This window comes from Caulobacter sp. SSI4214, from assembly GCF_012184455.1.
Classification (GTDB): Bacteria; Pseudomonadota; Alphaproteobacteria; order Caulobacterales; family Caulobacteraceae; genus Caulobacter; species Caulobacter vibrioides_E.
Genome location: NZ_SZWJ01000130.1, coordinates 1 through 9,092 on the forward strand (window position 1 = coordinate 1; position 9,092 = coordinate 9,092).

Annotated in this window: 8 protein-coding genes; 4 read left to right on the plus strand and 4 right to left on the minus strand. The window is 68.7% G+C overall.

What is annotated here, in order from left to right; all coding sequences use genetic code 11:
- The 3 genes from FCU40_RS21690 to FCU40_RS21700 all read right to left on the minus strand — a co-directional run.
- On the minus strand, positions 1-593 hold a 593-nt coding region (locus FCU40_RS21690), incomplete at its 3' end, for an AEC family transporter (RefSeq protein ID WP_342672575.1).
- 10 nt (positions 594-603) lie between these two features.
- On the minus strand, positions 604-1,182 hold the full coding sequence (locus FCU40_RS21695; RefSeq protein WP_168077806.1) for a DUF2939 domain-containing protein: 579 nt from the start codon (positions 1,180-1,182) through the stop codon (positions 604-606).
- 163 nt (positions 1,183-1,345) lie between these two features.
- Positions 1,346-2,557, minus strand: a complete 1,212-nt coding sequence (locus tag FCU40_RS21700; RefSeq protein ID WP_168077808.1) for an NADP-dependent isocitrate dehydrogenase — start codon at positions 2,555-2,557, stop codon at positions 1,346-1,348.
- A gap of 270 nt (positions 2,558-2,827) precedes the next feature.
- Here FCU40_RS21700 and FCU40_RS21705 point away from each other — a divergent pair, with 270 nt between their 5' ends.
- From FCU40_RS21705 to FCU40_RS21720, 4 genes are all read left to right on the plus strand, one after another.
- A complete protein-coding gene (locus FCU40_RS21705) occupies positions 2,828-5,248 on the plus strand; it encodes an ATP-binding protein (protein WP_241693680.1) in 2,421 nt (806 codons plus the stop codon).
- A 39-nt stretch (positions 5,249-5,287) separates the two neighbouring features.
- The gene (locus tag FCU40_RS21710) at positions 5,288-6,091 is read left to right on the plus strand and encodes an RNA methyltransferase (protein ID WP_168077812.1); all 804 of its coding nucleotides are present in this window, start codon (positions 5,288-5,290) and stop codon (positions 6,089-6,091) included.
- A 115-nt stretch (positions 6,092-6,206) separates the two neighbouring features.
- Positions 6,207-6,623 (plus strand): host attachment protein, encoded by a 417-nt coding sequence (locus tag FCU40_RS21715; protein WP_004622779.1) that lies wholly within the window; start codon positions 6,207-6,209, stop codon positions 6,621-6,623.
- A gap of 173 nt (positions 6,624-6,796) precedes the next feature.
- Positions 6,797-8,083: a DUF1254 domain-containing protein gene (locus FCU40_RS21720; RefSeq protein ID WP_168077814.1), complete on the plus strand. Its 1,287-nt coding sequence runs from the start codon at positions 6,797-6,799 to the stop codon at positions 8,081-8,083.
- A gap of 13 nt (positions 8,084-8,096) precedes the next feature.
- Here the strand turns inward: FCU40_RS21720 and FCU40_RS21725 are convergent, their stop codons facing one another.
- Entirely contained in the window at positions 8,097-8,987 is an 891-nt protein-coding gene (locus FCU40_RS21725) for a LysR family transcriptional regulator (protein WP_004622775.1), read from the minus strand.
- Positions 8,988-9,092: the final 105 nt, after the last annotated feature.

The window sequence follows — 9,092 nt, forward strand, 5'->3', positions numbered from 1 at the left end:
GCGGCCATGCCGATGGCGCGGTCCAGCGGCTCGGGCAGGGCGAGGTCCAGCAGGGCCAGGCCGACGCCGGCCACGGCCGCGGCGACCACCGGGTTCTGGAAGGCGTGCAGGGTGGACCGACCGACCGAGCGGCCCGCCGCCCAGCCCAGCAGCCCGACGCCAGCCGCGCTCAGCACCACGAAGTCGGCGGCCAGAACGCCGGCGACCAGTCGCGCGGCTTCGGCGCCCAGGACGACGGCCGCGATCGGCAGGGCCAGGAAGGCGCTGTTGCCGACGCTCCCCGCCATGGCCGCTCCGGCGGCCTCGGCCCGGCTCCAGCCCATGAGGCGGCTGGCCAACACGATGAGCGCCATCAGCAAGAGGCCCGCGCCGGCATAGGCGGCCAGGCCCGCCAGCAAGTCGGGCGAGGGGCGTCCCTGGCGCGACAGCGAATGGATCAGCAGGGCCGGAAAACCGATCCAATAGACATAGGCGGAAAGGCCCTGGGCCATCCGCCCGTCCAGCAGGCGCAGGCGAGCCAGGGTCCAGCCGGCGCCGACCAGCAGGAAGAAGGGCCAGACGCGGCCGACGACGTCGAGAACCAGGGCGATCACGATGTCAGCGTCAGCCTTGGCGCTCGTCGCCCGGAAGCCGGATATGCACCAGCCGCCAGGTGAACAGCGCCCTGCGCTCGAAGGTGAAGATCGTGACCTTGCCGCTGCCGTCGGGCCGCTTGACGGCGATGCGCGCGCGGTTGGGGTCCCAATAGGCGATCTGAGGGAAGGGGCCCTTGACCATGTCCTTGATCCGGCCGCTGGCCGTGGAGTCCTGGGTCGAGGCGGGCGGAGCCTTGCCGGGAGCGTAGCCGCGCGTCAGGGCCGCGACGCCGGCCACGGTCAGATAGCGATCGACCTTGGGCTCGGGCGGGACGATCGGCTCGACGGCCTGCTTGAAGACGCTCAGCGGATCGCGCCAGATCGAGGGCGGTTCGGGCTGACCGGCCGGGGCGGCGGGAACCAGCTCGGCGGTCAGGCTGCGCCGCACCGCCGGGAAGTCGACCAGTTCGCCGATCGCCTGGACGTCCTCGTACTGGGCGGCCGCCTTCAGGGCCCGGAAGGCGAACCACGGCGCGGTGGCGAAGGCGGCGGCGAAGACGAAGATCGCCAGCACGATCAGGTCCCAGATCCGCTTCTGCAGGGTCATGCCGCCTCCGAAAGGTTAACGCGGGTAGACCAGCTATCGTCCGTCCTCGCAAGAGCGCTCGCCCGGCGCGGGCGGCGCCCCTGGAACGCGAAACGCCCCGGGGACGGATCCCCGGGGCGTCGCGAGACTTAGGTTCGTGGGACCATGGCCCCGCGAGGAAGTCTTAGGCCATGGCCTTCTTCAGGTTTTCGTCGATCTTGTCGAGGAAGCCTTCGGTGGTCAGCCAGCCTTGCTTCTCGCCGACCAGCAGGGCCAGGTCCTTGGTCATATAGCCGCTCTCGACGGTGTCGATGCAGACCTTTTCCAGGGTGGCAGCGAACTTGGCCAGCTCGGCGTTGTCGTCCAGCTTGGCGCGGTGGGCCAGGCCGCGCGTCCAGGCGAAGATCGAGGCGATCGAGTTGGTCGAGGTGCTCTCGCCCTTCTGGTGCTGGCGGTAGTGGCGGGTGACGGTGCCGTGGGCGGCTTCGGCTTCCACCGTCTTGCCGTCCGGCGTCATCAGCACCGAGGTCATCAGGCCCAGCGAGCCGAAGCCCTGGGCGACGATGTCCGACTGCACGTCGCCGTCGTAGTTCTTACAGGCCCAGACATAGCCGCCCGACCACTTCAGGGCCGAGGCGACCATGTCGTCGATCAGGCGGTGCTCGTAGTGGATGCCCTTGGCCTTGAAGGCCTCGGCGTATTCGGCGTCGTAGATCTCCTGGAAGATGTCCTTGAAGCGGCCGTCATAGGCCTTGAGGATCGTGTTCTTCGTCGAGAGATAGACCGGATAGCCACGGGCCAGGCCGTAGGCGAACGAGGCGTGGGCGAAGTCGCGGATCGACTCATCCAGGTTGTACATGCCCATGGCGACGCCCGAGGACGGGGCCTGGAACACTTCGTGCTCGATGGTCTGGCCGTCGTCGCCGACGAACTTGATCGACAGCGTGCCCTTGCCGGGGAACAGGAAGTCGGTGGCCTTGTACTGGTCGCCGAAGGCGTGGCGGCCGACGATGATCGGCTGGGTCCAGCCCGGCACCAGGCGCGGCACGTTCTGGCAGATGATCGGTTCGCGGAAGATCACGCCGCCCAGGATGTTGCGGATCGTGCCGTTCGGCGACTTCCACATCTTCTTCAGATTGAATTCCTTCACGCGGGCTTCGTCCGGCGTGATGGTGGCGCACTTGACCGCGACGCCGTGCTTCTTGGTCGCGTTGGCCGCGTCGATCGTCACCTGGTCGTCGGTGGCGTCGCGGTTCTCGACCGACAGGTCGTAATAGTCGAGCTCCAAGTCCAGGTATGGGAAGATCAGCTTGTCCTTGATGAGCTTCCAGATGATCCGGGTCATTTCGTCCCCGTCCATGTCGACGACGGGGTTGGCGACTTTGATCTTGGCCATTGCGGAGAGGTTCCTCTGGACGGTGGCGCGCCTGTGGCGATCTGGCGCACAGGGCCAGGAAGCGGCGCGGACGTGGTGGCTATAGACTGTTGTGTCGCGAGGGAAAAGCCGATCGGTGGGACGTCGTTAACAAGTTAAGCTTCAGCATAACGTGGGGATCCGAGGAATCAGCGGGCGAGGGCCCAGAGGCCAGGCCATGGAGGGGGTTTGAACAACAGTCCGGAAGCGGTCGCGGGGGCGACGGCGCCGCTGGCGCGTCGGCTTCTGACGATGGTGGCGATTCTGTCGATCGCCGTGACCGGGGTGGCCACGGCGACGGCCTTCGTCTTCGTGCGCAGGAGCGCGGCCGACGCCCAGACCCTCCACCTCGCCCAATATGTGAGCGCGCGGGTCAAGATCGAGGACCGCCTGTTTTCCGATCTCGTCAAGGTGCATAGCGCCGCCAGCGAAGCCCTGACCCGGCGCCTGTCCCTTGAGAGCAATACCCAGGGGCGCGCCCAGTTCGACAGAATGTTCCCGGAGAAGGGCGATGGCACCCGCCGCTCGGCGCCCTCGCTGTTCAATGGCGAGCGCACCGACAGCGGCTACGTCTACGGCATCGGCGCCTACCTGTCTCGGGCCGACGACATGACCGCGGCCGAGCGCGACCTATTCGTGGGCGCCACGGACGTGGTGGCCGCCACCGGCGAGAGCGAACTGCATCGCTACGACAACTTCTATTTCTTCACGCCGCGCACCCGACTGGTGATGTTTGGCCCGCGACGGTCGGACAAGCTTTCGTACTACCGCCAGACGGCGCCGGCGGACCTCAGCATCGCCAGCGAGGAAATGACCCAGCTGAGCCTGCCGTCGAACAACCCGGCGCACGCCATGAAATGCACCAAGTTGCGGCGGCTGGTTTCGGACCCTAACGGTCGCGCGATGAACGTGGCCTGCGTGACGCCGTTCTACTACCAGGGCCAATTCATGGGGGCCTGGGGCACCACCCTGCCGCTGAACTCCTATCTGATCCGCGCGGTCGGCGAGGGGCTGCCGGGCGGGCGCAACCTGATCGTCGGCGACGACGGCGGATTGGTGTCGGGTCAGGGCGTGACCAAAGACGGGGTCGTCGACGCCGAACAACTGCGCAAGTTCGAGACCCAGAACGACCTCAAGCGTCTAATCGCCGCCATTCGCGCCCAGAAGCGCGACGTGGGCGTCATTCTCTCGCCGAAGGGCGATCGCCTGGTGGCCTATGGCCGCCTGGTCGAGCCCGGCTGGTGGTTCCTGATGACCTTCCCGTCCAGCGACATCGTCTGGTCGTCGCTAAAGACGGCGTCTTGGGTGCTGTTGTTCGGCTTTATCGGCGTCGCGCTGCAGGTGATGCTGCTGTACCGCCTGATCAACCACATGGTGGCGCGGCCGCTGGAGGCGCTGGCCGAGGCCCAGCGCGTCGGCGATCCCGCCGCGGCGGCGCCGATCGAGGTCCGCAACGACGAGATCGGCTCGCTCGCCCGGGCGCTGCGCCGCCAGCGCGACCGCAACGAGGACCTGCGCCGTTCGCTGGAGGATCGCGTGGCCGAGCGCACCGCCGAGCTGGAGCGCGCCAACCAGGCCAAGTCCGTCTTCCTGGCCAATATGTCTCACGAACTACGCACGCCGTTGAACGGCGTGATCGCCATCGGCGATCGCCTGGCCGGCGAGGCGGATCCCGAGGTCCGGCGCGAGATGGCCGCCCTGGTGACATCGTCGGGCCGGCTGTTGGAGCAGGTGCTGAGCGACATTCTGGACGTCTCCAAGATCGAGGCCGGCCAATTCCAGCTGTCCATCGCGCCGTTCGACCTGACGCAGCTGGTGCGCGGCATGGCCGAACTGCACGCCGCCGCCGCCCAGGCCAAGCGCCTGGAGTTCCGCTGGTCGGTCTCGCCGGACGCCGCCGGAACCTATGACGGCGACGCCGGCCGGATCAGCCAGATCCTCTCCAACCTGTTGGCCAACGCGGTAAAGTTCACGTCCAAGGGCCAGGTGCGGCTGGACGTCGACCGCGTGGGCGAGGATGTGCGCCTGGTGGTCAGCGACACCGGCGTCGGCTTCGACGAGAGCGTGCGCGAGCGGCTCTTCAAGCGCTTCGTCCAGGCCGACCAGTCGATCACCCGGCAGTTCGGCGGCACCGGCCTGGGGCTGTCGATCTGCGCGGCGCTGGCCGAGATGATGGGCGGCGGCATAAGCGCCCAGGCCACGCCCGGCGAGGGGGCCCGGTTCGAGGTGCTGCTGCCCCTGAAGCGCTGCGAGCCGTCCGCCGCGCTAGACGAACCCGAGCAGGATGGAGAGGTCTCGCTGGAGGGCTTGCGGGTGCTGGTGGCCGAGGACCATCCGACCAACCGCAAGGTCGTCGAGATCGTGCTGAAGCCGTTCGGCGTCGACCTGACCATGGTCGAGGACGGCCAGGCGGCGCTGGACGCACTGGAGGCGGCCAGTTTCGACGCGGTGCTGATGGACATGCAGATGCCGGTGATGGACGGTCTGACCGCGACCCGCGTGCTGCGGGCGCGAGAGGCCGCCGCCGGAACCGCGCCCGTGCTGGTGATCATGCTGACCGCCAACGCCATGGAGGAGCACGTCGCCGCCGCCAAGGCCGCCGGCGCCGACCTGCACCTGGCCAAGCCGCTGCATCCGGCTCAGCTGCTGGAGGCCCTGGCGCGGGCTCATTAGGCCTTGCATCCGGCGTCGCCTCGGCGGCAAAGGGGGCGGATGACCGAAGACCTCAAGCCCCAGGCCCCCGACATCACACCGCCGTGCGTCATCCTCAACGAGCCTCAGCTGGCCGAGAATATCGGCTCGGTGGCGCGGGTGATGGCCAATTTCGGCCTGTCGGAGCTGCGCCTGGTGCGGCCGCGCGACGGGTGGCCGCAAGAGCGAGCTTGGGCCAGCGCGTCGGGCGCGCACTGGCCTCTGGACGACGCCAAGGTGTTCGACACCCTGGAAGCGGCGATCGCCGACCTGAAGCTTGTCTACGCGACCACGGCCCGGCCGCGCGAAACCCGCCTGCCGGTCTATACGCCGCGCGAAAGCGCCGGCCACCTGGCCGACGAGGTCGCCCAAGGACGCAAGGTCGGTCTGCTGTTCGGCGGCGAGCGGGCCGGCCTCGAGACTCACGACATCGCTCTGTGCCAGGCCATCGTCTCGATCCCGATCGACGAGCGCTTCCGCTCGCTGAACCTGGCCCAGGCGGTGTCGATCAACGCCTACGAATGGAAGATGACCCAGGACAATCGCCCCTGGAAGAAGTTCGAGCTGAACGTCGAGGAACCCGCCGACCAGGCGACCCTGATGGGTCTCTACGAGCACCTTGAGGACGAGCTGGACAAGGCCGGCTTCTACCATCCGCCCGAGAAGAAGCCGTCGATGGTCCGCAATCTGCGCGTCCCGCTGGCCCGCGCCCGCCTCACCGACCAGGAGGTCAGAACCTTCCGGGGCGTGATCACCGCGCTGAGCAAGGGACGCGGGCGGGTGCTGGCCAAGCTGGCCGAAAAGGCGGCCAAAAACAAGGAATAGGCTCCTTAAGGAGGCTCCGCTAAGGGCGCGCCGCCGGCCTTGGTTTTGACTTCGATCATCCGCTCTCGCGCGGGGCGAGCGCACGGTGCCGGCGAGGTCAAGCAAGGAGTTCCGGATGACCCCTGATGCCACAACCCTGGTCGTTGTCGCCGATGGACACCGCGCCCGGCTGCTGGAGCAGCCGCGGATCGGCGGCCCGCTCCATGACCGTCCCGAATGGCTGGCGGGTCTGAAGGAGCATCACGACCACGACGGTCCCAGCCACATCACCCACGCGGGCGACCTGCGCGACCGGGCCGAGAAGGCGTTTCTGCGCGACCTGGCCAAGCGTCTGGATGACATCAACGCCCGCCATGGCTTCGATCAGGTGATCCTGGTGGCTCCGCCTCGGGCCCTGGGCCACCTGCGCCGGAGCCTGTCGATCACCGTGGCACGCAAGATCGTCGGTTCCGACGCCCACGAGCGCGTCGACGCGACGATCATCACGCTTCAGAGCGTGGTCCAGGCCGCGCGCCTGGCCAGCGCGGCCTAGCCTCTCTGGCTTGAAAAGCGAGGCTGGACGTGGGTCGCCCCTGTCGCGCGTCAGCCTTGTTGGGGGTGGGGAAGGCCCGGGCGCCTTCCCCATTCCACGCCCCCATTCCACGCCTTGCATCCGACGCGGATCGCGCGTTCACTCCGTCCAAACAAATGTTCGGGGAGAGCGAGATGAACCGTCGAGACCTGTTGGCGATGGCTGGCGCGCTGGGCTTCGCGCCCGGGTTCGCGGCGAGGTCCGCCTTGGCGGCCGGAGACCCGATCGCCGCCCGCGACGCCTACCTCTACGCCCTGCCGCTGATCGAGATGGCCACCACGCGCGCCCGCCTGCTGAAGGCGCCCGGCGCGGCGGTCAACAAGCTGACCCACACCCGCGGGCTGTCGGATCACACCGCGCGCTGGGTGACGACGCCCAACAACGACACGCTGTACTCGCCGGCCTTCCTGGACCTGACCAAGGGGCCGGTCACCCTCGTCATCCCGCCGATGGGCAAGCGCTACTACTCGGCGGCGGTGATGGACATGTTCACCAACAACAACGTGGTGCTGGGGACGCGCACCATCGGCGGCGAGGGCGGGACCTTCACCCTGGTGGGGCCAGGCCACGCCTCGACCGGGCCGAACCCGGTCCGCATCGCCACGCCGCACGCTTGGCTGCTGATCCGCGTGCTGACCGACGGCGGCGAGGACCTGGCGGCCGCGCATCAGGCGCAGGACGGTTTCAAGCTGAGCGGACCCGCCGGCGGACCGGTCGCGGCCTACGCCGCGCGCGACGCCAAGCCCGAGGACTATTTCGCGACCGCGCGAGCCTTGCTGGCCAGCGATCCGGCCCCGGCGACGGACCTGCGGATCCTGCGCCGCTCGGCCGCCTTCCTGGGGGCGGGCCCCTATGACGCCGCCGCGGCGGCCGACGGCGTTCAGCAGGCCAAGATGATCACCATCTTCGCCAAGGGGCGCCAGGTGTTCACCGGCGGCTGGGCCTATCCGCGCCCGACCCTGGGCGATTACGGTCAGGACTACATCTATCGCGCCATTGTCGCTCTTCAGGGCCTGGGCGCGCTGCCGGTGGCCGAGGCGATGTACCTGAAGGCGGCGGGCGACGACGGGGCTGGAGTGTTCACCGGCGACGGCCCCTATAGGCTGACCTTGCCCGCGCAACTGCCGCTGGACGGCTTCTGGTCGCTGTCGATGTACGAGGCCACCGCCGACGGCCAGTTCTTCTTCACCGACAATCCGCTGAAGCGCTACACGATCGGGGATCGCACGGCGGGGCTGAAGCGCAACGCCGACGGCGGTCTGGACATCTGGATCGGCCGCGCCGACCCGGGCGGCGACAAGACGGCGAACTGGCTGCCGGCCCCTAAGAGCGGACCATTCGCCCTCTATCTGCGCGCCTATCTGCCGAGGCCCGAGCTGGTGGACGGCCGTTACCGGCTGCCGCCGGTGGTCAAGGTCTAGACGTCCACAGCTCCTAGCCGGCCACGGCCAGGCTGCGCTCCAGGTGCTCGACCAGCAAGCGGGCCTTGGCGGGCAGCAGGCGCAGGTGCGGATAGACGGCCCAGACGCCCTCGTCGGCGGGGCGGTGGGCTTCCAGCAGCGGGACCAGCTGACCGCTGGCGATGGCGGCGTCGACATAGAAGTTCGGCAGTTGGCAGATCCCCAGGCCCTGCAAGGTCGCGTCCAGCACCGCCTGGCCGCTGTTGCAGCGCCAGCGCCCCCGCGGCTTGAAGGCGATCTCGCGCTCGCCGTCGGGGCCGTGCTCCCGCAGCGGCCAGGTGTCGACCGCGCCCAGGACGCAGGCGTGCCGCGACAGCTCGTCGATCGTGCGCGGCGCGCCGGCGCGGGCCAGATAGGCGGGCGCGGCGCAGAGCCGTCGGGTGCGCGAGGCCAGGCGCTTGGCGATCAGCCGGCTGTCGGTCAGGCGGCCGAAGCGTATGGCCAGGTCGAAGCCCTCGCTGACGATGTCCCGCACGGCGTCGTCCAGCTCGATCAGGATCGACAGCTTGGGGTGGTTCAGCATGAAGCTGTTCACCGCCGGCGCCACGAACCGCTCGCCATAGGCCGTCGAGCAGGTCATGCGCAGAAGGCCCTTGAGTTCGCCGTCTTCCTCGCCGACGGCCGCCAGCGCCTCGTCGCGGTCGAGGATCAGCTGGCGACACCGGGCCAGGAAGGCGCGGCCGGCGTCGGTGAGGCTGACGCGGCGCGTGGTGCGATAGAGCAGGCGGGTCTGGAGCCGCTCCTCAAGTCCCGCCACGGCCCGGCTAACCCCCGAGGTCGACAGGCCCAGTCGCAGGGCGGCCTTGGAGAAGCTCTCGGCCTCGGCCGTGGCCACGAACTCGTCGATCCCGTCCCATCGGCTCATGCGTCCATGCGATGCGCCTATTGTCCTCTTCAAGCAACAATGTTTTGCGCTCAGCGGGATTATCGATGAGAGCGACGCGGCGTACCAAAAGCGCGTACATCTCCA